25 protein-coding genes are annotated in these 26,059 nt (G+C 35.1%); 10 read left to right on the top strand and 15 right to left on the bottom strand.

Annotation, left to right across the window (positions count from 1 at the left end):
- Positions 1-25: 25 nt before the first annotated feature.
- From FEDK69T_RS09180 to FEDK69T_RS09195, 4 genes are all read right to left on the bottom strand, one after another.
- Positions 26-2,950: an aminotransferase class III-fold pyridoxal phosphate-dependent enzyme gene (locus FEDK69T_RS09180; protein ID WP_035630557.1), complete on the bottom strand. Its 2,925-nt coding sequence runs from the start codon at positions 2,948-2,950 to the stop codon at positions 26-28.
- Positions 2,937-3,929: a hypothetical protein gene (locus FEDK69T_RS09185; protein ID WP_023573879.1), complete on the bottom strand. Its 993-nt coding sequence runs from the start codon at positions 3,927-3,929 to the stop codon at positions 2,937-2,939. The genes FEDK69T_RS09180 and FEDK69T_RS09185 overlap by 14 nt, the downstream gene beginning before the upstream one ends.
- 31 nt (positions 3,930-3,960) lie before the next feature.
- On the bottom strand, positions 3,961-5,496 hold the full coding sequence (locus FEDK69T_RS09190; RefSeq protein WP_051385111.1) for a B12-binding domain-containing radical SAM protein: 1,536 nt from the start codon (positions 5,494-5,496) through the stop codon (positions 3,961-3,963).
- A gap of 135 nt (positions 5,497-5,631) precedes the next feature.
- The gene (locus FEDK69T_RS09195; protein WP_035630555.1) at positions 5,632-6,963 is read right to left on the bottom strand and encodes a B12-binding domain-containing radical SAM protein; all 1,332 of its coding nucleotides are present in this window, start codon (positions 6,961-6,963) and stop codon (positions 5,632-5,634) included.
- A gap of 752 nt (positions 6,964-7,715) precedes the next feature.
- Between FEDK69T_RS09195 and FEDK69T_RS09200 the strand changes: the two genes are divergently transcribed.
- From FEDK69T_RS09200 to FEDK69T_RS09220, 5 genes are all read left to right on the top strand, one after another.
- Positions 7,716-8,807 (top strand): class I SAM-dependent methyltransferase, encoded by a 1,092-nt coding sequence (locus FEDK69T_RS09200; protein WP_023573884.1) that lies wholly within the window; start codon positions 7,716-7,718, stop codon positions 8,805-8,807.
- A 221-nt stretch (positions 8,808-9,028) separates the two neighbouring features.
- Positions 9,029-9,574 (top strand): DUF4468 domain-containing protein, encoded by a 546-nt coding sequence (locus FEDK69T_RS09205; protein WP_023573885.1) that lies wholly within the window; start codon positions 9,029-9,031, stop codon positions 9,572-9,574.
- Positions 9,575-9,691: 117 nt separating this feature from the next.
- On the top strand, positions 9,692-10,939 hold the full coding sequence (gene pepT, locus FEDK69T_RS09210) for a peptidase T (protein WP_023573886.1): 1,248 nt from the start codon (positions 9,692-9,694) through the stop codon (positions 10,937-10,939).
- Positions 10,940-11,075: 136 nt separating this feature from the next.
- Complete coding sequence (locus FEDK69T_RS09215) at positions 11,076-11,543, top strand: GNAT family N-acetyltransferase (protein ID WP_023573887.1); 468 nt, start codon at positions 11,076-11,078, stop codon at positions 11,541-11,543.
- A 7-nt stretch (positions 11,544-11,550) separates the two neighbouring features.
- Positions 11,551-12,132 carry a YdeI/OmpD-associated family protein gene (locus FEDK69T_RS09220; protein ID WP_023573888.1) on the top strand — a complete coding sequence of 194 codons (582 nt, stop codon included), beginning with the start codon at positions 11,551-11,553 and terminating at the stop codon, positions 12,130-12,132.
- 48 nt (positions 12,133-12,180) lie between these two features.
- Here the strand turns inward: FEDK69T_RS09220 and yajC are convergent, their stop codons facing one another.
- From yajC to FEDK69T_RS09240, 4 genes are all read right to left on the bottom strand, one after another.
- Positions 12,181-12,456, bottom strand: a complete 276-nt coding sequence (gene yajC, locus FEDK69T_RS09225) for a preprotein translocase subunit YajC (RefSeq protein ID WP_023573889.1) — start codon at positions 12,454-12,456, stop codon at positions 12,181-12,183.
- Positions 12,457-12,484: 28 nt separating this feature from the next.
- Complete coding sequence (locus FEDK69T_RS09230; protein WP_023573890.1) at positions 12,485-12,946, bottom strand: DUF1573 domain-containing protein; 462 nt, start codon at positions 12,944-12,946, stop codon at positions 12,485-12,487.
- Between the two features lie 17 nt (positions 12,947-12,963).
- A complete protein-coding gene (gene nusB / locus FEDK69T_RS09235) occupies positions 12,964-13,908 on the bottom strand; it encodes a transcription antitermination factor NusB (RefSeq protein WP_023573891.1) in 945 nt (314 codons plus the stop codon).
- Positions 13,909-13,991: 83 nt separating this feature from the next.
- Positions 13,992-15,098, bottom strand: coding sequence for a Glu/Leu/Phe/Val dehydrogenase dimerization domain-containing protein (locus FEDK69T_RS09240; RefSeq protein WP_035630552.1), 1,107 nt, complete (start codon positions 15,096-15,098; stop codon positions 13,992-13,994).
- A gap of 200 nt (positions 15,099-15,298) precedes the next feature.
- Between FEDK69T_RS09240 and FEDK69T_RS09245 the strand changes: the two genes are divergently transcribed.
- The gene (locus FEDK69T_RS09245) at positions 15,299-17,047 is read left to right on the top strand and encodes an ABC transporter ATP-binding protein (RefSeq protein WP_023573893.1); all 1,749 of its coding nucleotides are present in this window, start codon (positions 15,299-15,301) and stop codon (positions 17,045-17,047) included.
- A 74-nt stretch (positions 17,048-17,121) separates the two neighbouring features.
- Positions 17,122-17,508, top strand: a complete 387-nt coding sequence (locus FEDK69T_RS09250; protein ID WP_023573894.1) for a PUR family DNA/RNA-binding protein — start codon at positions 17,122-17,124, stop codon at positions 17,506-17,508.
- A gap of 139 nt (positions 17,509-17,647) precedes the next feature.
- On the opposite strand, the gene FEDK69T_RS09255 is transcribed toward FEDK69T_RS09250, so the two are convergent.
- Both FEDK69T_RS09255 and FEDK69T_RS09260 read right to left on the bottom strand, forming a co-directional pair.
- Positions 17,648-17,980: a tRNA-binding protein gene (locus FEDK69T_RS09255; RefSeq protein ID WP_205622831.1), complete on the bottom strand. Its 333-nt coding sequence runs from the start codon at positions 17,978-17,980 to the stop codon at positions 17,648-17,650.
- The gene (locus tag FEDK69T_RS09260) at positions 17,980-18,453 is read right to left on the bottom strand and encodes an Mpo1 family 2-hydroxy fatty acid dioxygenase (protein ID WP_023573896.1); all 474 of its coding nucleotides are present in this window, start codon (positions 18,451-18,453) and stop codon (positions 17,980-17,982) included. Before FEDK69T_RS09260 ends, FEDK69T_RS09255 begins: the two co-directional genes overlap by 1 nt.
- Before the next feature lie 85 nt (positions 18,454-18,538).
- Between FEDK69T_RS09260 and FEDK69T_RS09265 the strand changes: the two genes are divergently transcribed.
- From FEDK69T_RS09265 to FEDK69T_RS09275, 3 genes are all read left to right on the top strand, one after another.
- Positions 18,539-19,093 (top strand): thioredoxin family protein, encoded by a 555-nt coding sequence (locus FEDK69T_RS09265; RefSeq protein ID WP_023573897.1) that lies wholly within the window; start codon positions 18,539-18,541, stop codon positions 19,091-19,093.
- Positions 19,094-19,369: 276 nt separating this feature from the next.
- Complete coding sequence (locus tag FEDK69T_RS09270) at positions 19,370-20,932, top strand: FMN-binding glutamate synthase family protein (protein ID WP_051385112.1); 1,563 nt, start codon at positions 19,370-19,372, stop codon at positions 20,930-20,932.
- A 6-nt stretch (positions 20,933-20,938) separates the two neighbouring features.
- The gene (locus FEDK69T_RS09275; protein ID WP_023573900.1) at positions 20,939-21,328 is read left to right on the top strand and encodes a GreA/GreB family elongation factor; all 390 of its coding nucleotides are present in this window, start codon (positions 20,939-20,941) and stop codon (positions 21,326-21,328) included.
- 40 nt (positions 21,329-21,368) lie between these two features.
- On the opposite strand, the gene FEDK69T_RS09280 is transcribed toward FEDK69T_RS09275, so the two are convergent.
- From FEDK69T_RS09280 to FEDK69T_RS09300, 5 genes are all read right to left on the bottom strand, one after another.
- Positions 21,369-21,890, bottom strand: a complete 522-nt coding sequence (locus FEDK69T_RS09280; RefSeq protein WP_023573901.1) for a hypothetical protein — start codon at positions 21,888-21,890, stop codon at positions 21,369-21,371.
- Positions 21,891-21,992: 102 nt separating this feature from the next.
- Positions 21,993-22,331 carry a hypothetical protein gene (locus FEDK69T_RS09285; RefSeq protein WP_023573902.1) on the bottom strand — a complete coding sequence of 113 codons (339 nt, stop codon included), beginning with the start codon at positions 22,329-22,331 and terminating at the stop codon, positions 21,993-21,995.
- A gap of 460 nt (positions 22,332-22,791) precedes the next feature.
- Positions 22,792-23,505, bottom strand: coding sequence for a hypothetical protein (locus FEDK69T_RS09290; RefSeq protein ID WP_023573903.1), 714 nt, complete (start codon positions 23,503-23,505; stop codon positions 22,792-22,794).
- Between the two features lie 469 nt (positions 23,506-23,974).
- Positions 23,975-24,991, bottom strand: a complete 1,017-nt coding sequence (locus FEDK69T_RS09295; protein WP_035630550.1) for a hypothetical protein — start codon at positions 24,989-24,991, stop codon at positions 23,975-23,977.
- A 129-nt stretch (positions 24,992-25,120) separates the two neighbouring features.
- Positions 25,121-26,053, bottom strand: coding sequence for a peptidylprolyl isomerase (locus FEDK69T_RS09300; RefSeq protein WP_023573905.1), 933 nt, complete (start codon positions 26,051-26,053; stop codon positions 25,121-25,123).
- Positions 26,054-26,059: the final 6 nt, after the last annotated feature.

Consider the following 26,059-nt stretch of genomic DNA (forward strand, 5'->3'; position numbering starts at 1 on the left):
TTATTTCAGTTCGATTATATATTTTCTAAATTGAATGATCCATTTTTATGGAATCAGATTGACATTCGCTAAAAAAACCATGTTTTTCTCCAATTTTTCCAATTTCATTAACCTGAGACGTGAGCAATTCTCCAAATGAATAAGATTTTTTACTTTGTTCAAATCCCATTAGCAATGTTTCAGACATACAGGCGAAAGCTTGTCCCTTTTGCAATGGAAGTCCTCTCAAATGAAGTTTTTCTTCGTTAGGTAAGGCAACAATGCCTCCATGAATAACTTTTATATTTTTATCCTCTAATAATTCTTTTGTACAATTTGAGGGAACTGAAATATCGCAAATAAGAGTTCCTGACTTAAAATGCTTTGATTCAAGAAACGGAGTTCCCTGATTAGTAGCTACTACAACCACATTGTATTCTGCTAAATGACTTAGGTCCCATGTGATTTTTATTGGCAGATTAGCGCTAAATTCGCCCAGATACATGTCCCATAAAAAATCTGAATCTAAAAGTTCTTGGTTATTTTTGACAGCTGTAAATAAATTACTGGTAAAAAAAGTCTTTTCCAATGTGCTTTTCGGGGCATTATTAAATAGCATTTTTTTCAAGATTTGTTTTAATAAACACCCTGCATGTTCTTTAATTTTATTTTCTGAATTTTCAGAGCTTCCCAACAAAATAATTGAATCCGAACAATCCATTAGACCAGACGAAATTACTGTCGCAATATTTCCGCCAGCGCCTATGATTGCTGTTTTTATCTGATCGTATTTTCTTTTTTGGATTTCAGATTTGATAGCCATCAAAGAAGTATGAACCGTAAAACTATTACCGCTGGTTATAACTACTTTTGAGTCATTTACAGCTTTACCATTTTGCATTATTATTGAAGTGAACTGACCGAGCCCAATTGTTCTTATATTATTAGACTTTAAATATTTAATCGCTTTGTTACATAAATTCCGATATTGACTGATAGAATATCTGGAAAAAGATAAATCATCTCTAACCATTTTTGATGTAAATGGAAGGCCGATAAAACTTATTAAAACTTTTTCCCTTTTTGCATTCATCACACAATTACGCCCCAGTAAAACCGGTTGAGCAATCGGCATAATCATTCTCATTATTTTCTCAAGAGATTCGTCATCCAAAATTTCCAGAGAAGGCATAGACTCCCGTATTGAATTTGAATTAATAAAATGCACTAAAAAGCCAACTTGAGATTTTATATTATCAGCATTTTCTACGATGATATCATTTTGACCATAATTCTGAACAGGTCTCAAATTTTGTTTGTCCTCATCAAGCATAAAATCGATTAAAGAATACAAATCAGAACAATGTAATATGTAACACAATTCGTCTATGGCATCTAAAAAGTCATTTATGGATTTTTTTGAAATAAAAAGGCTTGGATGAATTCGAACGGTTGCAGGATCAGAAAGCGTTACTGAGACCCTAATATTTTTTTTATTCAACAGAAAACCCGCAATAACGTATCCCAAATAATTGGTTCTGTAGAGTAACTGAAGACCGCTACACAGACTCAAACTAAAATCTTTGAATGAAATTCCGATCATAAGCCCGCTACCCCTTATATCAGAAATTATATCTCGATATTTATTTTTGATATCAAGTAATCTGCCTAATATATACGAACCTTTTTCTGCAATTTCTTTTTTGTGTAATTCAGCTATTTCAATAGCTTTGATCGAAACTAATGTCGAAATATCGTCCTCTGCAAAAGTTGACGTATGAGTAATTCCAAATTCTGAAAAGTATTTTTCACTATCGACAATAAACGCACTAATTTTAGATATTCCGCCACCCAAAGATTTTCCAATAACGTAATAATCGGCAAAGACATTGGCTTTAAAAGAAGCTAAAAAATCACCTGTTCTGTAAAAGCCACATTGAATTTCATCAAAAATTAAAGGAATGTCGCTTATTGTTGCTTGTTTTCTGAGAAATCTGAGAAATTCAAACGGTACTATATGGATACCTCCCTCACCCAATATAGGTTCAATTATGATTCCGGTAATGCAATTCAGTTTGATTTTTTTGATAATAATCCTTCCTTTGGAATTGATGTCGGGTAAAATGAAAAAATATTCATTTTGATGGATATAATTTTCAATTTCTTGTTCATTCCAATTAAAGAAGATTGTTTGATATTGATCTTCAGATAAAAAAGGTTCCCGAAAAATAGGATTGGATGTTATCGAAAGAGCTGTGACTGTTTTTCCGTGAAATGACTTTTGCGAAGCTAAAATCTTAATTTTATTTAAAGAAACAACATTGTTATTAATTTCAAAAATGTCTCTCTTAAATTTTTGAAAGTTCGTATAGATTTTATCGTTAAATGTGAAATTGAAATCTTTTTCATATTTAACGATGTAATTCTCAATATTTAAAAAAGCATTTTCAAGTGAATTATAGCAACCTTTTACTTTGGTTCTATATGATAAATATGAGTGTTTAATTGCTGCTTCTACTGCCTCTGCGCCTGAATTTGCAAATGTAGTAACGTATGTTTTTCCACTTTTTTCATAAATGATGTCACTCAATTTTTTACTCAAAATTGCAGATCCCGAACGAATCGATGCCTGGGCATGAACAGGAATTTTATTTTTATGTAATTGGATTAAATAATCGATCAATTCCTCATTGTTATGCCCTAAAAGCAAAGAGCCATAACCGCCCACCAAATCAAGTATTTTTGATTCTTTGCCATTATTTTTATAATGCATAAAGTCACCCTCTGCTTTATAGTAAACTTTATCCAATTTCAAAAGCTCAAGCAATTCCGACAATAGCGGTTTTGAGTATTTTTTATAATATTCTGAAACAAAATTATCCATACCCCATTTCTTTTTTTGGTTAAGTAAATTAGAATCATCCATAACGTTCCATAAACACGAGATTTGTAAAACTTTATTTAAAGACATTAGCCTCGCAAAGATTCATTTTGTATGTCAACATTTTTTTAGATAAACGAAATAGTGTCCTAATCAGAATATTTCTGTGAAAGACAAACATTTTCTTTTCTATTAGCTGAGCTCCCAGTCTTTTTTTTGATAATTCAGCTGTCTGTCCCAGGTTTATCGAAGTACTGTTTAATTTAATACCTCCTTTTAAAATTTGAATCAAATTATTATAATAGGAGTCATATTTATTTCGAAGATCATATTTAAGTCCCCCGAATAAAAAATAATATATTTCTCTATCTAAAGTAGTGATATGCCATGTTATCAATTGATTCGTCTTATAAAAAGAATGAAGGTGAAATTCCTCAGACAATTTTGAAAAGAAATCAAAAGACAATGTCTCCAGTTTTGTTTGTGTTCTATTAATGATATTCAAATAAAGTTGATAATGCTCCTGTGTGAATTGAGAACATAAACTTTCCACATGTTTTATTCCTGAAAATTTTTTCTCTGCATTCAAAATTCTCCGTCGGTAATTGTGCCTTAAACTTTGCAGATAATTCTCCCATGAATGATTGTATTTATCATAAATCAAAGTAGGAAGCGTCTCCATTTCAACAATATTTTTAATATTTAGCGACGTATTGTAATTCAGGCAAAGAATTATTCCTCTTTCCTTTTTTAAGATATCAGATATTAATTCTTCAAAAAAAACAATATTGCCAACCATGCCGTGAGCGTCGACCGATATCGGAATTCCTATGACTGTCATTGGAAGATTAATACAATATTTAGCAAAAGTCAAGACATTTACTTTTAATGAATACACGACAGCTCCAGCGACAAAAACATCATCCTCATATCCGAGATAATATCTTTGCTTGCAGGGATTGTGTTTTTCTGAGTGAATCAAAAAATCCCTATTTTGATACACACTATTACTTAAACTATCCCATTCGTGGTCAATTTTACTAGCAGAATTTTTAATTACTGTTTTCACATCTTCTAACAAATTTAAGATTCATCACTAATCAGGAAACTATGTTAATCTTATCCTGAACTGAGATTTTTTTGGTTTTTTGATTTATAAAATCTTTAAATGAGGGATGCTCAAACTTATTGCTGAAATCATAATTCTCTAAAGCAACTCCTTTATATCTTGATATTGCTAATTCCTTATCTGAATGGTGTTTGTGCCCATTTAATAATTGAGCACCAATCTTTAAGGCTCCCGCCATTATTTTCCAATAATTAATACTCCAAACTGAAGGGAGCGTTCTAAAGGTATTTTTACTGGCACTGTTAAGATTTAAAAGTGTTTTCGCGTATAATTTGAGTAATTCCCTGTAATATTGTTTTAAGGGCATTTTAGTAGTTGTAAGCTGATGAGATAAATCAAAAAGACTATGAGCATCCTCAGGAACAGTAAGGTGAGATTTTAGACTCTGAAAATTTTCAGCTCCCGGTAAAGGGGTAGCAGGAGAAATATTCACATAGTATATTTTGGTTTCTTTAATAAATTGCCACAGTCTGTCCCAATCTTTCTTTTCAAAATCGGCTCCCGGGATCAGAGAACCATAGGTGTCAATTTTATATTTCCTTAATATTTCAATTGCGGTTTTATTATAATCTGCCAGCGATTGTTTATTCATATTCTGGAGTTCTTCATCTGTTATGGCATCCAAGCCGATAAAAACTGCTTTGAGCCCAAGAGTAGCCCATTCTTTAATAACCTCCTCATTCTCAGCAATGAAATCGGCTCTTGCATAACACAAATAGTTCTTATTTATGTTATGCTCTTTAATCAAAGTTGCAAGCTTGGCAAGACGACTTTTATTTATTAAAAAAATATCATCGACAATGTAAATTTCTGTAGCCGCTATTGTCAATAATTCTTGCACTATGGACTCAGGTGAACGGCTATAGGGTGTACCATCCGTTATTTTCCAGGTAAAACAAAAATTACATTTATACCAGCAACCCCATGTAGTTTTAATTGTTGCTACAGGTTTATGCATTAAATAATAATATTTGTTTTTCAGATGAGAAACAAGATCTCTTCGTGGAAAAGGAAGTGTATCTGCTTTTGGCATATAAGGACGTTGAGATGACCTTATTAACTGACCAGCCGCAATCGGAATGGCAATTCCCGGAACGTCTACTAAAGTTCCTTTATTATTAATTTTCTCTATTATTTCTGACAGCAAAAATGTTCCGTCTCCAATACCAACTATATCTACTGCAATATCTGCAAAATCTTCCGGTACCAAGGTCGCGTGAACTCCGCCTGCAATAGTTATACATTCAGGATAAATTGATTTTACCCATCTGAAAATTTTGATGACCTCATTAGTTCCTGATTTATAACAGCTGCTAACTATCACATCCGGATTAAAATCCATAAATCTTTTTTCAAACCTTTTTTCGACTAAATGATCAAATATTATTACTTCATGTCCTTCAAGATTACCTGCGATATATTCAAGTTCCAGAGGTTCACAAATCATGATATGTTTTAGCCCAATAGTGTGTTTAGGGACAGGCGGACGTACTAATAAGATTTTCATCGTCTTTACTTTTTAAGGTTTTCAACTGAATACTGCAAAATTTAAGTCGCAATTATTTTACGAGAAAATGATTTTTGATTTAAGTAAAAATCAACATTTTTGATCTGATATAAAAAATCATCAAAACGTCTGCTATTATACAATTCCAGGGGTTATACCTCTGTTAATGTGATTTCTGTAAGTCATATTTGTTCCAAAAACAAAAAGTCTCATGAATAATTCTAAGTTTGCATCATTACCATTTAACCTTTTTAAAATATTTTTTGTAGAATACAGCTTTTTGTACAGCTGCCAATATCCTTCTTCTAATCTTTGTGCTGTCATATTCTTGGGATAAAAAACCGCAGACCCTCCAACATATTTTTGTATATCGTGATCAAAAATCCTACCCTCATCCATAAACTGTTTATGCAACGGAGTTCCCGGAACCGGAGTTAAAATATACATTCTCGGAACAGCGATTTTATTCCTCATCAAAAAATCGAAAGTCTTTTCGAAAACTGTTTCATCGTCCCCGTCAAGTCCCAAGATCATTTCTGTGGAAATCTCTATCCCGTGTGATTTTATTTTAGCAAAAGCCTCCTCATATTTAGTAGGTTCATTCCACTCTTTTTCTATCTGCGCCAAACTTACCTCATTAACTGTTTCAATTCCAAAGGACAAGATCCTGCATCCGCTTTGATATGCTAACTTTAGCATTTCATCATCTTTTGCGATGTGAAGACTGCACTGACTTATCCAGATTATTTTTTCAGGAATAAGTGCTGTCCATAATTCTCGACAATAATTAAAATCGACACCAATATTATCATCGATGAAAGCAATATATTTAGTACCACTGGCTTTCGCAGCACGGACATCACGAATAACCTGGTCTACAGGACGTTTACGATAGCTTCTTTTGAAGAATTCAGAAATTGAGCAAAATGTGCAAGGAAACGGACAACCTCTTGTAGCCTGAACAGGTCTCCAAAACCCATAATACTTTAAATTGAATTTATGATATGAAGGAACAGGAAAAGTTTTTACATCGGGCACAGCTTCCATTTTATAAAGGGGCTTCACCTCTTTATTCAAATAATCATTTAAAAACCTTACCCATGTGTCCTCAGCTTCCCCTTTTATAATAACATCAGTGTGCGGTCTGGTTCGTTCTTCGTCAAACAATGTAATTGCTATTCCGCCCATTACAACCAACGAACCTTTCTTTTTAAATTCATCGCCTAATTGATAGGCACGAATTAATCCAGCCCCTCCCATAGCACTCATGCCAACAATATCCCAATCTTCATCCCAAGGGATAGGTTCTGAAGTTTCAGATACACAAGTAACTTCAAAATTTTCCGGAGTAATTGCTGCTAATTGAAGCATTGTTAAGCCAGGCAGATACGTTTTGCGTTGTATAATAGGCTTTCCGTTTTTATCCAAACCTGTTGGACTAATTAAGAGAATTCGGGGCTTTGTCATATTGAAAAAGTATTTAAAATCAATAAAAAACACAGCAATAACTCATTTGTACTTTAAAATCCTTATCCTAATTTTTTTTATGAAAAAATGCCGACGAACTTCTTAAGGTTTTAAATATCATGAAATTCAAAAGAGTATGTTAAATTTATGAAAAAATAATACAAAAAACACTAATTAAAAATATTATTCCAAACTTATAAGCAAAACACACAAATATTTATCAAAGCAAAATGAGAAGATGAAACATTTGGGTGAGAGTCTTTTGCTTCTTCGAAAAGAGAATAAGAAAAATCGTCCGAAAGAATAGGCTTATCCGATGCCGGAATAATTAATACCCCCGCCATTATTGAGTTAACTAATTAAAGCCCAGCAGTTGTCATTGTTTCATTATTATTGGTGTTATATTTAAATTATTGGTGTTATATTTAATTATACGAAATGAAAAGGATAAAAAAGAACTGGAATATTTCTTAAACAATGATTACAAAAAACCCGAAGACTCTGAAGCAAATGACGGCGGAAAGAAATATTAATTGCTGTACGGTATTATATAGGGTTGATGGGAGGTTTTCATAAAATGTAGACTCGGATTTACTTTGATGTTCTGCCGAAAAACATTCTCTGCTTTTTGTTTGCTCATGCTGCATTTATTTGCATATCTGCATTACCCACAAAATCAGCTTCTATAAAAAATAGTATTCCTAACTTTATATACTATTTACAAAACAGAACGATACTAAATCCGCTTAACGATGATGCACCTGTCTGATATCATAATAGCTAAAATTCAAAATGAAGGACCGATTTCCTTTCGGGATTTCATGGACATGTCCCTATATTACCCGGAATTGGGCTATTACACTTCTGCAGGAGAAAAAACCGGATTTGAAGGTGATTATTACACCAGTCCTAATCTCACTCCCCTTTTTGGAATAATGATTGCCCGTCAACTCGAGGAAATGTGGAAAATAGTCGGAAAAGGCCCATTTACAGTTTTTGAATACGGAGCCGGTTCGGGAAAACTCTGTCATGACATCCTGAATTACCTCAAAAACAAACCTGATTTCTATGAAAATCTAAACTATTGCATCATTGAGAAAAGTTCGGTGCTACAGGAAATAGAGAAAGCTTCTCTTCATGAAAAAGTAATCTGGTATGATACTATTAAAGATATACCGGATATTACAGGGTGCATACTTTCTAACGAATTGGTTGATAATTTTGCCGTTCACCGTGTTGTAATGCAAGACCAACTCATGGAAATTTTTGTGGATTACCGAAATGATTTTGTTGAAGTGCTACAACCGGCTTCAAAAGAACTCAAGGAGTATTTATCTGAATTGAATATTGAATTACCCAAAGGATTTCAAACCGAAATAAATCTTCAGGCCATTCAATGGATAGAGGAAATCGCCAAATCATTGAAAAAAGGATATGTTATAACGATTGATTACGGTTACCCTTCTTCCGAACTATACAAAAAAGAAAGAAGTAATGGCACCCTTATGTGTTATGCCAATCATACCACAAATACGAATCCGTACCAAAACATAGGGAATCAAGATATAACATCCCATGTAAATTTCTCCGCATTGTGCCACTGGGGAGTAAAAAACGGATTGACCTGTTGCGGATTGACCTCACAAGCCAATTTTTTACTGTCGCTTGGTTTTAAGGAATACCTTCATAAAATGACAATACATGAAAACAATCTCATTGAAACCATTCAAAAAGAAATACTACTCACACAATCTCTTATATTGGATATGGGAATGAAATTTAAGGTCTTAATTCAAGAGAAAGGAAATCTCAAAAAAGAACTTCTCGGACTGCAAGGCATTTAAAATTATCTGTGAAAGTGTAAATTAAAAGGTCTCAGTATTATTCTTGAAAACATTCCGAAACATACTGAAGTATCCACTACCCTACTGCTTTTAGACCAAAATAATTACTCTCTGAGCTTTCTTTTTTTATTAAAGATTTAAAAAAAACACTAATATTGTAACGCTATAAAAAACTAACCCAATCATTAAATTAAAATTTATTAACTAAAACGAAAAAGGACATGAAGAAAATATTCTTATTATTGGTATTATTCGCCTTAAACATTAGTGCGCAAGAAAAATTCGAATTCCCGTTGAACGAAAACGGACAGATTATTTTCACTGAAATTGTACCGGCTGAAGGCAAAACAAAACAGGATTTATATACTAACTCCAAAATGTTTTTTGTGAACACTTATAAAGTCACACAGGACAAAATAAAACAAAATGCTGAAGCTTCATCAGTAAGCGGAACACAGTATTCCATCATGACGGTAAAAATAAACGCAAGCGATGTTAAAGTGAAATTATTTTATACTATTGACATTTATTCAAAAGACAACAAATACAAGTATGATATAAAAAACATCTTTACTAAAACAGAGGTATCAGAAACGCCAATAGAGAAAATGTTTGACAAAACTGCTTCTGAAAAAGCGGCTCAAAAACCTAAGGCAGCTGAAACGCTTAAAGCCTACTACGCAGCCATCAATGCTGAAATCGAAAACATCAAAGCAAACATCAAAAAAGAAATGGCAAAATCAAGTGCTGCCAAAAGCGATTGGTAAACAATCTACACTAAAATATAAAGCTCCTTCTTGGAGCTTTTTTTATTCTCGGAACTTTTTTTACAACTAGATTTTGATGCATAAACGCTATATTTGTGTTCTTAAAATTAAAATGCTATGCAACATATAATCGATCGTTTTATCAGTTACGTAACTATTGATACAGAAGCCGATCCAAATTCAAATACAACACCCAGCTCTGCTAAACAGTGGGATTTAGCCAACAAATTAGTCGAAGAATTAAAAGCAATCGGCTTGCAGGATGTAACAATTGACGACAAGTCATACATTCAGGCGACCTTGCCGAGTAATTTAGATTACGAAGTTCCAACCATTGGTTTCGTTTCACACTTTGACACTACCCCTGATTTTACCGGAGCCAATGTAAATCCGCAAATCGTTCGAAATTATGATGGTGGCGATATCATCCTGAACAAAGAAAAAAACATAGTTTTATCTCCGAGTTATTTCGAAGATCTGTTGTTATACAAAGGCCAAACTTTAATCACAACAGACGGAACAACGCTTTTAGGCGCCGATGACAAAGCAGGTGTTACTGAAATCGTAACGGCGATGGAATACCTTATAAAAAATCCGCACATCAAACACGGAACATTAAAAGTTGGATTCACTCCTGACGAGGAAATCGGACGTGGTGCCGACTTCTTCGACGTAGAGAAATTCGGATGTGATTGGGCTTATACTATGGACGGAAGCCAGATTGGCGAATTGGAATATGAAAACTTCAATGCAGCCGGCGTAAAACTGAAATTCAAAGGAAAAAGCGTGCACCCTGGGTATGCCAAAGGAAAAATGATCAACTCGATGCTTTTGGCTACCAAATACATCTCCAAATTACCTAAGGACGAAGTGCCCGAAAGAACCAAAGGTTACGAAGGATTTTTCCATGTAGTGCATTTAGACGGAAGCATTGAAGAAACCAACGTGCAGTTAATCATCCGTGATCACGACCGCAAGAAATTCAAAAAACGCAAAAAACTGGTTGAGAAAATCGCCGATAAGTTCAACAAAAAATACATGAAGCAATTTGGCACCGACATCGTTGAAATTGAAGTAAAAGACCAATACTACAACATGCGCGAAAAGGTTGAACCGGTTATGCATATTGTGGATTTAGCCGAACAGGCAATGAAAGAGCTAGACATCAAGCCATTAATCAAACCTATTCGTGGTGGTACAGATGGTTCGCGTTTATCTTTCATGGGATTACCTTGCCCTAACATCTTTGCAGGCGGACATAATTTCCACGGTAAATACGAATATGTTCCGGTAGAAAGCATGCAAAAGGCAATAGATGTAATTATCAAAATCGCTGAATTGACTGCTGAGAAATATAAAAAATAAACAATGATCAGTATTCAATGATCAGTTAGCAGAAACGTCTAAATATCTAGAACCATAAATTTTAACCGCAACCTGCAGATTTAAAAACTAAAAATCTGTAAGTTGCGGTTTTTTAAATTCCCTACTGAAAATCACAATGTATACCATAGCAGAAATAAAAGACCTGTCAAATGAACAAAAACTCAGGCTGTTTGAACTCTGGAACAACGAGTATCCGGAAAAACTGTGTTATCCATCGTTGTCCGATTTTGAAGACTATCTCGGTAAACTTGATAATAAAACCCATTTTTTACTGAAGGATGAAAATAAAAAAATCGCGGGTTGGGCACTTCTTTTTGAAAGGGCAAAGGAAACCTGGTTTGCCATCATTGTTGATACTTCCTTTCAGGGAAAAGGATTGGGATCAAAATTATTGGAGCGATTGAAATCCAAAACCAACACACTCAACGGTTGGGTAATTGATCATAACAATGATAAAAAAAGTGATGGTTCCATTTATAAATCGCCAATAATTTTTTACATTAGAAATCAATTTAAGATAAACAACGTCATTCGCTTGGAACTGGATATCATTTCGGCAGTCAAAATCGAATGGACAAAATAGTTGCAGTATGGAAGAAAAAAATCCATGGATCAATAACGACCAATGGGCAGAAGAACTCGATTTAGTAAAATCCATTATCTCCAAAACCGAATTGGAAGAAATGATTAAATGGGGCGGACCGGTTTATACTGTCAATAAAAAAAACGTAGTGGGTATTGGCGGATTCAAATCCTATGTTGGCATTTGGTTTTTCAACGGTGTTTTCCTGAAAGACGAAAGAAAGGTTCTTATGAATGCCAATGAAGGTGTGACCAAAGCGCTCCGTCAATGGAGATTCTCATCGAAGCAGGAAATTATCAACAACGAAAAATACATCCTTCAGTATATAAATGAAGCGATTGCAAATGAAAAAGCCGGAATTTCCCAAAAACCGGAAAAGAAAGAAGCCATCGTTTCAGAACTGTTGGAAGCAGAATTTAAGCAGGATCCTGAATTGGTAAAAGCATTTGAAGCATTTTCACCCTATAAGCAACGTGAATTTCTTGAATACATTGAAACAGCCAAACAGGAGAAAACCAAACTTACCCGAATCGAAAAAATAAAACCGATGATTTTGGAAGGTATTGGTTTAAATGATAAATACAGATAAAAAAAAGTCCCAACACTAATTGGGACTTTTTTTATACTTCTTAAAAAATTATTTTGAAGCATTAGCTTTCATGCTCAATTCCATAGAAATAGCAGAACGCTCCATTTTAATTTTCCCGGCCATCGTTTCGACTACCACTGTATCCTCATACAACTCGGCAATTTTACCGTGGATTCCAGATTTAGTAATGATTTTGTCACCCACCTTTACGGAAGCTTCAAATTCTTTTTCTTTTTTGGCTTTTTGTTGTTGTGGTCTGATCATTAAAAAATAAACAACCACAAACATTAAAAGTATTGGTAAAAACTGACTTATTTGTCCCATTTTCTTATTATTTTATTGGCCTCGTTACCTATTGACCTGATTTTGGTGAAACATTTGCTTTGATAGTTACTTTTTCAGCACCTTCTTTTGTGTTCGTTGTCAAAGTAACTGATTTTTGTTGTTGTCCCGGTTTTCCTTTAGAGTCAAAAGTAACTTTCATATCGGCAGAAGTTCCCGGTTTGATTGGTTCTTTCGGCCATTCAGGAACGGTACATCCGCAACTCCCCTGAGCATTAATTACAATTAAATCGGCTTCGCCTTCATTTGTAATTTTAAAAACAGTCTCCACTTTATCACCTTCTTTGATATCTCCGAAATCGTGCTCCGTCTTATCAAATTTCACAACAGGTAATTTTCCGTTAACTGCATTTTCAGCCGTTACTTTTTCAACGTTTGTTTCATCGGTTTTCTCCGATGCATTTCCTTGTTTACAAGAAGTTGACAGTACTAAAGCAGCGATTGCCAACATCCCGAAAGTCCTTTTGATCATAATTTAAAAAAAGTTAGTTACATTAAACCTCTTCCGGTTTTGATTAATTTATTTTCTTTTTGGTATTCTTTGACTAAATTATCTAAAATTCCGTTGATAAAAATACTACTTTTTGGTGTAGAATATTCTTTCGCCAATTCTAAATATTCGTTAATGGTTACTTTAACCGGGATTGAAGGGAATTTCAAAAATTCACAAATTGCCATTTTTAGAATGATAGTATCAATTTCGGCAATACGGTCAGCATCCCAATTTGGAGTTTTATCCATGAATTCTTTGGCCAATTCATTATTGTTAAGAACAGTTTTACGGAAAAGATTTTTCACAAACTCCTTATCATCCGAATCCTTATACAAGCGAGGCACAAAAAATGAAGTATCATCAGCCGATTTTATTTGCTTCAGCTGTTTTTGGATCATTGTATTCACTAACGGGATATCGTCAACCCAGGTTAATTTGTTATCCTCTAAATAATCATACAGCTTTTCGTTCGGCGCAATAATTTCCGAAAAGATATCCACAACAAACTGCTTGTCTTCTTCAAAATCATTGACAGTCGTTTGCATGTACTTCTTATACAGTTCACTGTTTTTTATTTCCTCCAGAAGCAACAGTATATAATCATCGTTGTTTTTCCAATTCGTGATTTTTCTGTCTTCCAAAGCAATGCTCAATGAATTATTCTCTTCCAATAATTCAAGCACCTGGTTCTTTATAAATTTTGTATTGGGATTGCGTTCTTCTTTTGTAGCAAGGTGTTTTTTACTGGATTTATCGATAAAATCTTCCTCCGACTTCCTGATTTCCACCAAAGCGGAAAGCATGATAAGATATAAATCCTGAATGTTTTCGATACTCTGAAACAGGAATTTCTCTTCCTTATCAAGATTATCGGAATTGTTTTGATGCATGGCGTAAATGGACTGCATCACTTTTACACGGATATGTCTTCTGTTTAACATCTGCTGTAAGAACTTTAAAAATTAACGGAGCGGAAGAATATCTTCCGCTCCGCAAAATTATGAAATATTATTGACAGTGAAAATTACTTTCCTGCGTTTTCTTTTTTTCTTGCATCGATACGCTCCTGAGCCATTCTCATAGCCGCCTGGTGCGTAGTGATGTTGTTTTCTTTAGCATAGTTGAAAATTTCTAACGTAGTGTTGTAGATATTCTCAGTTCTGCGCATCGCTTCTTCTTTACCGTAACCAGCAATTTCACCGTAAACGTTGATGATTCCACCCGCGTTGATTAAGAAGTCTGGCGCGTATAAAATACCTCTTTCTTGTAATCTTGCGCCGTGAACCTGCTCAACAGCCAACTGGTTATTAGCAGCACCAGCGATAACTTTTGCTTTGATTTTTTCGATAGTATCGTCGTTAATGGTAGCTCCTAAAGCACATGGTGCATAGATATCCACATCAGCACTGTACAAATCGCCGCCATTGAAAACTTTAGCACCATATTTAGCACCAACTTCCTGTAGACGAGCTTCGTTGATATCAGCAATCTGAACAATCGCACCTTCTTTAGTGATTAAATCAACCAAAGTTTCACCTACGTGACCGATACCCTGAACCAATACTTTTTTACCTTCTAAGTTATCAGAACCGAATTGGTATTTAGCAGAAGCTTTCATTCCCATGTAAACTCCGTAAGCAGTTACAGGAGAAGGGTTACCAGAACCACCTCTTGATTCAGAAATTCCTGTTACATAAGGAGTATAATCTCTGATTAAATCCATATCCGCTGTAGTAGAACCTACATCTTCAGCAGTAATATATTTTCCGCTTAGTGAATTAACAAACTGACCGAATTTAATGATCAATTCCGGAGTTTTATCCACTTTGGAATCTCCAATAATAACTGCTTTTCCTCCACCCAGGTTTAAACCTGAAATCGCTGACTTATAAGTCATTCCTCGAGACAAACGCAATACATCATTTAATGCTTCCCATTCGTTGGTATATTTCCAGATTCTCGTACCTCCCAAAGCAGGCCCTAAAACTGTATTATGAACACCAATAATTGCTTTTAAACCAGTATCTTTGTCGTGACAAAATACGATTTGCTCATGATTATCAAATGAAACCTGACCAAAAACAGGGTCGATTTTATGAAGCTCATTAGCGTTTGTTACTTCTGTTATCATGTTGTAAATCTTTTTTAAAGTTGAATTATATTCAAAAACAGAAAGCAAAATTACACCTTTATTCAGAATATTTCAATACAGTTCGCCTATTTTAATTTTTAATTAATATTTATTTTCAAGACTTAAACGTTATTTTTTAAAATTTTTATTTAATTTTTTAAGATAAAAATTGAGATTTTTTTAATAAAGCAAAACCAAAAATGAAAGAACTACAATATTTAAATAAATACTTTATCAAATACAAATACAGCTTCCTACTGGGTGTTTTCATTACGGTTGCTGCTCAATTTTTCACTTTATACACCCCAAAGTTAGTCGGCGACTCGATTAAAACTCTAGAACATAGCAAATTATCTTACAACGCCACGCAAGAAATCTTATTAAAAAACATCTTATTAATTCTTGCCACAACTCTTATTGCCGGTTTTTTGACGTTTCTGATGCGTCAGACATTAATCGTAATGTCACGCCACATTGAGTTCGATTTAAAAAATGAGGTTTTCCAGCAGTACGAAAGGCTTACGCAACATTTCTACAAACAAAACCGAACGGGAGATTTAATGAACCGCATCAGTGAAGATGTTGGAAAAGTGCGCCAATATGTGGGGCCGGCGGTAATGTATTCCATAAATACCATCATCCGTTTTGCTGTGGTTACGGTTCAGATGTATGTTGTTTCACCGAAGTTAACCTTATACTCACTCTTGCCTCTACCGATTTTAGGCTATAGCATCTTCAAAATCAGTTCCGAAATAAATAAACGAAGTACAGCTTACCAACAAAATTTATCGAAACTCTCCACTTTCACACAGGAAATATTTTCAGGTATCAGGGTTATTAAAGCCTATGCCATCGAAAACAACAAACAGAACGATTTTGCAAACCTCTCCCAAGAAAGCAAAACCAAAAACCTCGATTTGGCAAGGGTGCAATCCTTATTTGGCCCACTTATGATTTTACTGATAGGAATAAGCAACCTTGTCGTTATTTATGTAGGCGGAATGATGTACATTAACGGTTCGATTCCGGACATTGGTGTGATTGCCGAATTCATCCTGTACATCAACATGTTGACATGGCCGGTGGCCTCCTTAGGATGGGTTTCTTCAATGGTTCAGGAAGCCGAAGCTTCACAAAAACGCATTAACGAATTCCTGAAAGTCGTTCCAGAAATTCAGAATACCGTAAATGAAAAATCCGATATCAAAGGAAAAATCACTTTCAACAACGTTTCATTTACCTACGATGACACCAATATAGAAGCACTGAAAAATATTTCATTCACCATCAACAAAGGTGAAACGCTTGCTATTTTAGGAAAAACAGGTTCTGGAAAATCGACAATTCTTTCCCTTATCAGCCGATTGTATGATGTAAAAGACGGCGCTGTAAAAATCGATAACACCAACATCAAAAACCTCAACTTATATGACGTTCGTGATCATATTGGTTTTGTTCCCCAAGATGCGTTCCTGTTTTCGGATTCCATAAAAAACAACATCAAATTCGGAAAAGAAGAAGCTACCGATGAAGAAGTTATCGCAGCAGCCAAAAAAGCAGTTGTCCATAAAAATATAGTGAAATTCAAAAACCAATACGATACGGTTTTAGGCGAACGCGGGATTACACTTTCGGGCGGACAAAAACAAAGGGTTTCCATAGCCCGTGCAATGATTAAAGATGCTCCCATCCTACTCTTAGACGACTGTCTTTCAGCGGTTGACACCGAAACAGAAGAAGCAATCCTGAACAATCTGATGGAATTCTGTAAAGACAAAACCACAATCATTGTGAGCCACCGTGTTTCCTCAGCCAAAAACGCCGATCAGATAATTATTCTGGAAGACGGAAAAATAATTCAGGAAGGATCACACTATCAGCTTGTAAATCAGGAAGGTTATTACAAAGAATTGTTTTATAAGCAACTTTCCGAAAAAGAAATGCAATAAAATGTTTGTTATCTTGGTTTTTTTTCAGATTTTTGGTTTCTACTTAACACAATTAATATTTTGACAGAAGGATTATGAGAGAAAATGATTTGTTAGAAAAAGAAGAAATTTTTTCTAAAGTTTTAAGAGCCGGAAGAAGAACGTATTTTTTTGACGTAAGAGCAACTAAAGCTGACGATTATTACATTACAGTTACCGAAAGCAAAAAGTTCACTGAAGAAGACGGTTCTTTCCATTTCAAAAAACACAAAATCTACTTATACAAAGAAGATTTCGCAGCCTTTAAAGATATTCTGGACGAAATGACTTCTTATGTATTAAACCACAAAGGAGAAGAAGTGATTTCCGAAAGACATCAAAAAGATTTCAAAAAAGAATATTTCAGTGAAAGAAGAGAAGATGTAGAAGCAGAAGTAAAAGTTGCCGGAAGCTACACTGATATCGATTTTGATGACATTTAATAATCCGTCATAAACATATATTGAAAAAGTCCAAAGCCTTTCAACTTTGGACTTTTTTATTACATAATCAAACCTTCTTGATTTGACTAAATCCATTTTTCAAAATAAATGCGATCTGGGAAAGAACCTCAACATCAACTTAAGCTATCCTCAATCCGTTCTCGACCTTAAAATCCGGTGACAGTAAAACAATATCATTATCATCACCGACAGCACCCAAAAGCAGACATTCACTCATGAATTTTCCGATTTGTTTTCTAGGAAAATTGACAACAGCTACAATTTGCCTATTGACCAATTCTTCTTTAGTGTAACGTTTTGTTATTTGTGCCGATGATTTCAGGCTACCTATTTCGGCACCAAAATCAATGGTGAGTTGATAGGCCGGCTTTCGGGCTTCGGGAAAATCGTTTACCTCGATAACGGTTCCCACTCGCATTTCCACTTTTTCAAATTCTTCCCAACTAAGCATTATTCTTTATTTTTAGATGTAAACAAATTTTCAATAAACCAAGCCGGACCAATCAGCAAAAACTGAATATCCTTCAAAAATGAAGGCTTTTTCCCTTCTATCTTATGTCCGTAAAATTGACCTATCCAAGCCAAAACAAAAATGAGCAGAGAAACTTCCCTTAGCGGTAACCACCAACTTATTATGTAATTGATTGCGATACAAATCGCTGAAAAAATCGAAATCTTAATCGCCATCATTAATGACAGCCTGGAATAAAAAAACAACACAAAAAGCAAAACTATTACCGCCCAGTTATCAATCATGGGTTCTTTAAAAGGTGAAATCCTCATCAGGATACCACTCGGTATGCTCATCAGTAAACCGACAATAGAGAAGTAAATGGCCGGCACACAAATAAAGTGAACCTTTTTGTTTATGGGGTTCTGATGACTAACTCCGTACTCATCAAACCATTGCTGCAATGTTTTCATGTCATTTGGGGTTTTATCTTACTAATGTAAAAAATAATTTCGGGAAATTTATTTTTATCGTAATTTGGCGTAAACGAAAATCATCATGGCACGTACACCTTCTAACATGTTACCACTGGGCACGATTGCACCCGAATTTTATCTGAAAGACACTTATTCGAGTCATTCTTTTTCTTTCGCTGATTTAAAAGGTAAAAAAGGCACCCTAGTAATGTTTATTTGCAACCACTGTCCTTTTGTACACCATGTAATTGATGAAGTAGTGATGATTGCCAACGATTATCACGTACAAGGGCTTGGCATTATTGCGATTTCAAGTAACGACATCGTGAATTATCCACAGGATGCTCCTGAACTGATGCAGGATTTTGCAATGAAACACCGATTCGAGTTTCCCTATCTCTTTGATGCCACACAAGAAGTTGCCAAAGCCTATGACGCAGCCTGTACACCGGATTTCTACTTATTTGACAATCAGAACAAATTGGTTTATCGCGGGCAATTGGACGACAGCCGACCTGGAAACGGTATCCCTTTAAGTGGCTCTGATTTACGTAGCGCTATTGATGGGGTAATTTACAACCGAAGCATCAACCCGAACCAAAAACCGAGTTTAGGCTGTAACATAAAATGGAGTTAAAATTCACAGGAAATCATTTACTTTGACTAAATTGGCACTGTAAAACAAAAACTACAAACTTTGCAAGTTACAACTACATCTTTAGTTCTTATGGGACACTCTTGCTTCAAGAGTGGTGTAACACTATTGTTTTCAAACGACAAAGCCTTCATCAATTAGGCCTCCGTCTGCTTTCTGATTTCTCTTTAGACGGAGGGTTTACTTTTTAACATTCACTATTTTTTTTGCAAAAGAGTAATCTTCTGCGATATTTCTTTTTACATCATATTTTTTATCATGGCTCAAAAAAAACTTTTTAGCAAACTGACTGCACGCCAAATTATCTGGATGATTTCCATTGGGTTTCTATTGGGAACTATTTTTTTGTTATATCAGTACAAAGCATATTTCACATTCCTTATCGCACCTATGGTTATTTTATTAATTGTTTTGACAGATAGCTTTCAGACAAAGCATTCCGTCCGAAAAAATTATCCGCTGATTGGACGGTTACGCTATATTTTCGAATCCTTCCGACCTGAATTTCGTCAGTATTTCTTTGAAGGGGAATTGGACGGAAAACCTTTTAACCGAAGACAACGATCCATTGTTTACCAAAGAGCCAAAAACGAAAAGCAAACCATTTCCTTCGGCATGCAGGACGACCCAAATCGTGTCGGGTATGAATGGGCAGCTCATTCCGTGTACCCTAAAAAAGCAAATATTGAGCAATTCCGAACCCTTATCGGTAATTCACAATGCCTGCAATCTTACAGCGCAAGTATTTATAATATCAGTGCGATGAGTTACGGCGCTTTGAGTAAAACCGCCATAACCTCCTTGAACAAAGGAGCACAATTGGGTAATTTTGCACACAACACCGGCGAAGGCGGCATTAGCGATTATCACTTGCAGGGCGGTGACTTGATTTGGCAGATCGGAACCGGATATTTTGGATGTCGGGATGAAAAAGGTGGTTTTTCGGAAACCCTTTTTGCCGATAAAGCCAACTACCCTCAGGTAAAAATGATTGAGCTGAAGCTTTCCCAAGGAGCAAAACCCGGACATGGAGGTTTGCTTCCCGCTGAAAAAAACACGCCGGAGATTGCTTCTATCCGAAGCATTAAACCACATACAACAGTTCATTCCCCTTCTGGTCATACTGCCTTTTCTAATGCTAACGAACTGATACTCTTCATTGACAAACTGCGCACTTTGTCCAAAGGGAAACCGGTTGGTTTTAAAATTTGTATAGGCCGTAAGGATGAATTCATAGACATTGTCGAAGCCATGATAAAAACCGGAGTTTACCCTGACTTTATAACTGTGGATGGCGCCGAAGGAGGTACCGGAGCAGCACCTCTGGAATTCATTGACTATATGGGAATGGCACTTTCTGATGCGGTAGTATTCGTAAACAGAACATTAAGCCAATTCGGGCTTCGGGAACATATTAAAATCTTAGCTTCAGGAAAAATCATATCCGCTTTTGATATTGCCAAAACGATAGCTTTAGGCGCCGATGCCTGTTACAGTGCGCGGGGAATGATGTTTGCTTTAGGATGCATTCAGGCCTTGCAATGCGACAGTGGAAAATGTCCCGTAGGCATTGCAACCCAGAACAGATCATTATACAAAGGACTTGATGTAACGGATAAAAGTGTACGTGTAGCAAATTTCCATAAAAACACTTTAAAAGCACTCGGTGAATTTATTGGTGCCTGCGGTTTTGATACTCTGACGAAGATTACTCCCGATGTATTTTACAAAAGGACAAATCTTAACTCCAATCAGAATTTTACGGAAATCTACTTTAGTGACCGCATAAAATCAAAAAAAGAAACTATTAATTTAAATTAACATCCTATGAAACCTATTCCAACATTTACGGTAGCCGAGTATCAATTGCTTCGAAATCTGGCTAAACAAAGTATTACCTCCAGCAATGCCAAAGACATGGATCTTTTAAACGGCGAATTGGACAGAGCTGTTATAATTAAAGACGGAGTGATTGAAAAAAACATAATCCGCATAAATTCTTTTGTAACGGTAGAAGATGTGTCTGCCAAAAGGCAAATGAAATTTCAAATTGTTTTACCGTCATTGGCCAATGTAAAAGAAAATAAAGTCTCTATTCTGGCACCGTTAAGCATTGCCATAATTGGATTTAAGGAAAAAGACCAGGTAGAATGGGAATTACCAGCAGGAACAAAAATGTTAAAAATAATTGCTGTTGAAAACCTTTCCGACAATTAGACCTCTTTAAGAACACCTCATTTTTTTGAAGGTGTTTTTTTTATTTTCTCTCCAAAACAATATCAATCGGCCGGTTTGCCTTGCGTCCGAATTGAACCGTCTTTTCTGCCTGACTCGAACAGAGCATATACATATTAAAAGCAAACAACTGTATGGTTTGTGTTTTGTACTTTTTATTAGGATCTTCTATTTTAACACTGAATTTATCCGCCGGAAAAGTAGCTGCAATTGATAATAAGTAATTGTCTTTAGCGTAAGGAAAAAACCAACGGGCCTTTGGATTTTCAGCAGTTATTTTATTTCCGTTTTCGTCAATCTGATAGTTCATGGAAAACTGAAGTGGTTCATTACTATTCCTAAAACTGTAAATATTATTCACATTCACCACCTCTTTCCCTAAACTGTCAACTACAGTGATTTTCAGATTTTTGATATTTTCCTTTTTCCCGTCTTCATGCACATCCAAAACCAAATAGGATGTAAAGTCATAACCACAATGCATGGCAGGAAGCTGCGCTTTGGCAGAAACAGATATCAAAAAAAGGAATAAAAGATAACGCATTGTATATAATTTGGCATCAAAAATACAAAAGCAAAAACATTTCAAAAAGAAATCCCGAAAACAAAAGTCTTCGGGATTTAAATATCTTCAAAACGATTCCTATTAGATTTGAGCAGTCAGGTAATTGTAAACACTTGCAGCGTCTTCATCTGAAATTTTGGCTTTAATCTGCATTTTGCCTAAAATTGGCTTCCACTGTTCCGCTGTACGACTGGAAGGTTCGAACAATTTATGCCATTTTGCACAGTTATTTTCATAAACCTGTTTGCCATGAGCCTGGTTTTCGGTCAAAGCTTTATTAGGTACTGTAATAGTTTTTTTTACTACAAATCGAGTTATTTTTACGTCTTCTCCTTTTTGGGAAGTTTGCACCACTTGTCTGGAGGCACAGGAATAAATGAACAGTGAAGTAATTGCCACTGCAAATACGTTAAATTTCATAGTTTGACTGATTTTAGACGGTAAATCTAATAAAAAAATTATATGTTAAGAAAAACCTTACTTTTATAAATATTTTAAATTATTTGACTTTCATCAACCTGAAAATGCGGATTTACTTCGTCAGTTCTCTTAACTCGCGTGCAATCAGTTCAGTTCGTTTTTAATATGATACATTTGGCCTTCAGAAACTCAACCACAGTATGCTGAATTTACTTTGTAATATAAAAATTGAATTTAAAAATTGCTATAAATAAAACCCGATAGCATGGATTTGCAATCCGTGCCATCGAGTTCAGGCATCTGAAGGATTATCCAGATAATGGATAATAAAAAAATCCCGATTAATTAGAGGGTACTGGATATACTAATATAACTTACAGTGCTTCCAATAAATCGCAAATAAAGAAACCCATCAATATCCAGTATAATGATGGGTTTATCCAAAATCTTAATGTTAATTTTATTGAGAGACAGTAGTTGGTATTGGATAAAATCTTAACTGTAAAAGTTTTAATCCTGTATCATTATACTCCCAAAAATAACCTTCCATTGCAGGATCAAAAATAGGGTATAATCTAGGATTGTCCCTATCGTCGTCTGTGATGTCAACATTAATGTAAAGAAGTTTTCTGGTCACATCGGTAAATGTGCTTTTCCCTTTTGGTCTTGTCATTTCCAAAATATTCTCGGTATCTGTTTCACAGATCACTTCACCTTCGAAAGTAGCACAGTTTCTGATTACTACAGATCCTTCTGTTTTACCTAGCGCACGTGCGAATACGGTGTAGCTCACTTGAGAAACACCATCCACGAAAAGACCGGGCGCTGGAAGTTGAAAGTTAGCACCGTTAGCGTCGGTGCCATTAGCGTCCAAAACGGAAAAGCTTCCATCAGTAGATGGAGTAAGATAGATGTTTGATTGTCCGTTCAATTTGACAAAAATACGACCACCGTTGTTTCCGGTCATATCGGCTGTTTTGTTTTGGGGTACCCCAATAATGTTCAGATTGTAGTGGGTTCCACTTGGAGCACCATTACCAGTTCCTCGTTCCATTGAAGTTTTTGAAGCTTTTGAATTTTGATCAGATTCTGAAGAAACCGCATCTTCTTTTGAACAGCTTACAAACAGCAATGCTGAGATTGCTAAAACGGATAAAAATTTAACTTGTTTCATAATTGAAATAATTTTGGTTAATAATTTTGATTAATAATTTTGATTAATAATTCATATTAAAATTTCTGATGCGCAATATGAACCGTATAGGCAAAATTATTTTGGGAAATTTTTTGTTGTATTTAAATTTGGTATTGTGTGGTATTGTGAAAACGAATATATAAGCTAATTCTAAAGAGCAAAAAAATAATTGTTATAGTACATCATAAAAACGTTAAAATGTAAAAATTTGTTTAAAACTTGATTTATAACAAAATAAGATTAGTTTTGATTTAGTTTATAGTTTTATAAAATACAAATCTGATTAAAAATTAATATTGCACGCTCTCTGCGAGGCACACGAATCCCGCTTCGCAAAGCCTCCCAACTTTGTGGCTCAATTCCAAAAACAGATAAAAAAGCTGCGACATTATTGTTTCAACTTTGATTTTAATTTTTGCTCAAAGTCGGGAGACTTTTTGCAGCGAATTTATCTGTAAGCGTTTTTCATTTCAATCATTATTTCTTTGTATATGGTTTTGATGCTCATCTCTTTATCATCAACGTATTTCCCCATCATATCAAAGACAATTTTTGTATTTGGAGATAATCTTTCATATTCTTTCTCTCCAACTTCTTTTGGATAATAAACACTTATAAGTTTAGCGGCAATTCCACTGTTTATTTCTGCTTCCAAATCAACGTCGAGGTATTTCGGACGAAGCAAAGCCGTTTTCAACTCCTTATCATAATATTTTCGAAACAATTTGGCTGTAAAAGAACTTGTTATCCCCTGAAAAACGGCTCTTCTGTAATTTTCATCCCATTGCACATCAAAATGTTTCGGAGTATCATTGATGTCTTTTGAATAGTAACCAATAAGAAAATTAGTAATTTTTGGCCCGTCATCAACAAACGTAATCGCTTTATTTACATAGCTATTCAACGGATCGAAATAAATATTGACTTTGGCTTTTACTGTTGTCCTGAAAAAGTCATTGAATTTCTCGTCTACCTTATTTAAAAGCAACTCATTATTGAATTTCTCAAAATTGATTTCTTCTAATTTTACAACAGTATTTTTACTCTTTTGGTGAAAATCAGCCAATAAAACTGAAAGAGTATCCATTCGGGCAGCATACCATTTGAAGTTATCATTCAAATCTTCAAAATCAACATTTTTCCTGATTTCGTAAGTCTCATTTTCAAAACATAAAGCTATGGAAGGCAGATCAACTCCCCAATACTTTCCTCCTCTTATAAAATCAATCAACGGATGATTCCTTAAATTGCTGTATTTTTTTCGGGATTCAAAATAGTAATCATTAACCATATTGCGATAAATGGAATCGGCTTCTTTATCTTCCACCGCCATATTATAGGCATTCCTAAAAAGTGATATTCGCTCATCAATTTGGATTTGCGCCGTCGCTTTCGTTATTTTCTCTTTCTTGCTGGCACAAGAAACCAAAACAACTGACAATGCTAACAAAATTCTACTTTTCATATTTTAAGAAAAAAATTACATTTTTAAGTTTCAAAAATAAAAAAAAACGCTCAATCAAAAAAATTGAAGGAGCGCTTTTATGGAAATTATTTTGCGATTACATTACTGTAATTTATTTTTCAATAGTGTCTATTTCACATCCATCAATTCCACATCGAAAACCAATGTTGCATCCGGCGGAATTACACCACCAGCACCACGTGAACCGTAAGCCAAATAAGAAGGGATTACAAAACGAGCTTTGTCACCAACTTGTAATAAAGCGATACCTTCATCCCATCCTTCGATTACCTGACCTCTGCCTAAAGCGAATTCGATAGGTTGCTTTCTTTTATAAGAAGAATCGAAAACCATTCCGTTATCCAAAGCTCCTTGGTAGTGAACCGAAACCATTTTACCTTTTTCAGCTTTTTTACCATTTCCTTTTTGGATGATTTGGTAACGTAAACCACTGTCTGTTTTCTGGAAACCGGCAGCCAGTTTTTCCAATGCTTCTTCCGCTAATTGTTTTTGCTCAGCCAAACGTTTTTCTCTTGATCCTTCGAAAGTTCTGAAAGCTTCAACAGCATTCCATTTCTGAGCTTCTTCCCCAACACGAACAATTTCCAATGTTTCAATTTCATCGCCCTGAGCAATAGCATCCACTATATCCTGGCCTTCCACTACATGTCCGAAAACAGTGTGTTTGTTATCTAACCAAGCCGTTTCAATGTGCGTGATAAAAAACTGAGAACCATTTGTGCCAGGACCTGCATTGGCCATAGACAAAACTCCGGGACCATCATGTTTTAATTCCGGGTGGAATTCATCATCAAACTGATAACCCGGACCGCCAACTCCAGTTCCAAGAGGACAACCTCCCTGAATCATGAAATCAGGAATCACACGGTGGAATTTCAATCCGTCGTAATATGGTTTCCCTTGCGGTTTTACATCGTTTTCTAATTTACCTTCGGCTAAACCAACAAAGTTTCCAACCGTACCAGGTGTTTTATCGTGAGTTAATTTCACCAAAATAACTCCTTTAGAAGTATTAAATTTTGCGTAAATTCCGTCTTGCATCTTATT

The organism is Flavobacterium enshiense DK69 (assembly GCF_000498495.1).
In the GTDB taxonomy this organism is placed as follows: Bacteria; Bacteroidota; Bacteroidia; order Flavobacteriales; family Flavobacteriaceae; genus Flavobacterium; species Flavobacterium enshiense.

Excerpts from the sequence above, each read along its gene's own strand:
- FEDK69T_RS09180 (WP_035630557.1), bottom strand. The coding sequence starts at position 2,950 with ATGTCTTTAAATAAAGTTTTACAAATCTCGTGTTTATGGAACGTTATG.
- FEDK69T_RS09190 (WP_051385111.1), bottom strand. The coding sequence starts at position 5,496 with ATGAAAATCTTATTAGTACGTCCGCCTGTCCCTAAACACACTATTGGG.
- FEDK69T_RS09195 (WP_035630555.1), bottom strand. The coding sequence starts at position 6,963 with ATGACAAAGCCCCGAATTCTCTTAATTAGTCCAACAGGTTTGGATAAA.
- FEDK69T_RS09200 (WP_023573884.1), top strand. The coding sequence starts at position 7,716 with ATGATGCACCTGTCTGATATCATAATAGCTAAAATTCAAAATGAAGGA.
- FEDK69T_RS09205 (WP_023573885.1), top strand. The coding sequence starts at position 9,029 with ATGAAGAAAATATTCTTATTATTGGTATTATTCGCCTTAAACATTAGT.
- pepT (WP_023573886.1), top strand. The coding sequence starts at position 9,692 with ATGCAACATATAATCGATCGTTTTATCAGTTACGTAACTATTGATACA.
- FEDK69T_RS09215 (WP_023573887.1), top strand. The coding sequence starts at position 11,076 with ATGTATACCATAGCAGAAATAAAAGACCTGTCAAATGAACAAAAACTC.
- FEDK69T_RS09220 (WP_023573888.1), top strand. The coding sequence starts at position 11,551 with ATGGAAGAAAAAAATCCATGGATCAATAACGACCAATGGGCAGAAGAA.
- yajC (WP_023573889.1), bottom strand. The coding sequence starts at position 12,456 with ATGGGACAAATAAGTCAGTTTTTACCAATACTTTTAATGTTTGTGGTT.
- FEDK69T_RS09230 (WP_023573890.1), bottom strand. The coding sequence starts at position 12,946 with ATGATCAAAAGGACTTTCGGGATGTTGGCAATCGCTGCTTTAGTACTG.
- nusB (WP_023573891.1), bottom strand. The coding sequence starts at position 13,908 with ATGTTAAACAGAAGACATATCCGTGTAAAAGTGATGCAGTCCATTTAC.
- FEDK69T_RS09240 (WP_035630552.1), bottom strand. The coding sequence starts at position 15,098 with ATGATAACAGAAGTAACAAACGCTAATGAGCTTCATAAAATCGACCCT.
- FEDK69T_RS09245 (WP_023573893.1), top strand. The coding sequence starts at position 15,299 with ATGAAAGAACTACAATATTTAAATAAATACTTTATCAAATACAAATAC.
- FEDK69T_RS09250 (WP_023573894.1), top strand. The coding sequence starts at position 17,122 with ATGAGAGAAAATGATTTGTTAGAAAAAGAAGAAATTTTTTCTAAAGTT.
- FEDK69T_RS09255 (WP_205622831.1), bottom strand. The coding sequence starts at position 17,980 with ATGCTTAGTTGGGAAGAATTTGAAAAAGTGGAAATGCGAGTGGGAACC.
- FEDK69T_RS09260 (WP_023573896.1), bottom strand. The coding sequence starts at position 18,453 with ATGAAAACATTGCAGCAATGGTTTGATGAGTACGGAGTTAGTCATCAG.
- FEDK69T_RS09265 (WP_023573897.1), top strand. The coding sequence starts at position 18,539 with ATGGCACGTACACCTTCTAACATGTTACCACTGGGCACGATTGCACCC.
- FEDK69T_RS09270 (WP_051385112.1), top strand. The coding sequence starts at position 19,370 with ATGGCTCAAAAAAAACTTTTTAGCAAACTGACTGCACGCCAAATTATC.
- FEDK69T_RS09275 (WP_023573900.1), top strand. The coding sequence starts at position 20,939 with ATGAAACCTATTCCAACATTTACGGTAGCCGAGTATCAATTGCTTCGA.
- FEDK69T_RS09280 (WP_023573901.1), bottom strand. The coding sequence starts at position 21,890 with ATGCGTTATCTTTTATTCCTTTTTTTGATATCTGTTTCTGCCAAAGCG.
- FEDK69T_RS09285 (WP_023573902.1), bottom strand. The coding sequence starts at position 22,331 with ATGAAATTTAACGTATTTGCAGTGGCAATTACTTCACTGTTCATTTAT.
- FEDK69T_RS09290 (WP_023573903.1), bottom strand. The coding sequence starts at position 23,505 with ATGAAACAAGTTAAATTTTTATCCGTTTTAGCAATCTCAGCATTGCTG.
- FEDK69T_RS09295 (WP_035630550.1), bottom strand. The coding sequence starts at position 24,991 with ATGAAAAGTAGAATTTTGTTAGCATTGTCAGTTGTTTTGGTTTCTTGT.
- FEDK69T_RS09300 (WP_023573905.1), bottom strand. The coding sequence starts at position 26,053 with ATGCAAGACGGAATTTACGCAAAATTTAATACTTCTAAAGGAGTTATT.